Annotated in this window: 1 pseudogene; it reads left to right on the forward strand. The window is 74.6% G+C overall.

Going from position 1 to position 618, the window contains the following annotated elements:
- Positions 1-618, forward strand: a pseudogene (locus AC2W7M_RS27015) (cobalt-precorrin-6A reductase); the annotation flags it as partial.

The following is a 618-nucleotide window of genomic DNA, read 5'->3' on the forward strand; positions in this document are numbered from 1 at the left end:
GTGCGCGTCGGCGGCTTCGGCGGGGCCGCAGGCCTCCAATCCTATCTGAAGGCGCAAGCGAATCGGCGGCGGTGATCGATGCCACCCATCCCTATGCCGCCCGCATCTCCGCCAACGCGGCCGAAGCCTGCGCCGCCGCCGGCGTGCCGCTGCTCGCGCTGCGGCGTCCGCCATGGGCGCGCGAGGCGGGAGACCGCTGGCGCGAGGCGGCAGATGTTCCGGCCGCCATCGCCGCTTTGGGCGCCCAACCGCGCCGCGTGTTCCTGGCGCTGGGGCGCAACGAGGTGCGCGCGGCGGAGGCGGCGCCGCAGCATTCCTATGTGGTGCGCAGCGTCGATCCCGTCTTGCCCCCGCTGGCGGTTCCACACGCGCATTATGTGCTCGGCCGCGGCCCGTTCACGCAAGAAGGCGACCGGGCGCTGCTCGCCGCCCACGGCATCGACGCCATGGTCGCCAAGAACAGCGGCGGGGCGGCCACCTACGGCAAGATCGCCGCCGCCCGCGCGCTCGGCATCGACGTGATCCTGATCGCCCGCCCGCCATTGCCGGACGGGCCGGCGGTCGCCGACATCGGCGCCGCCGAGGCGTGGCTGATGGAGGCGCTCGCTCACCGCGCCG

The organism is Xanthobacter sp. BG11Y11_SDJG (assembly GCF_057364445.1).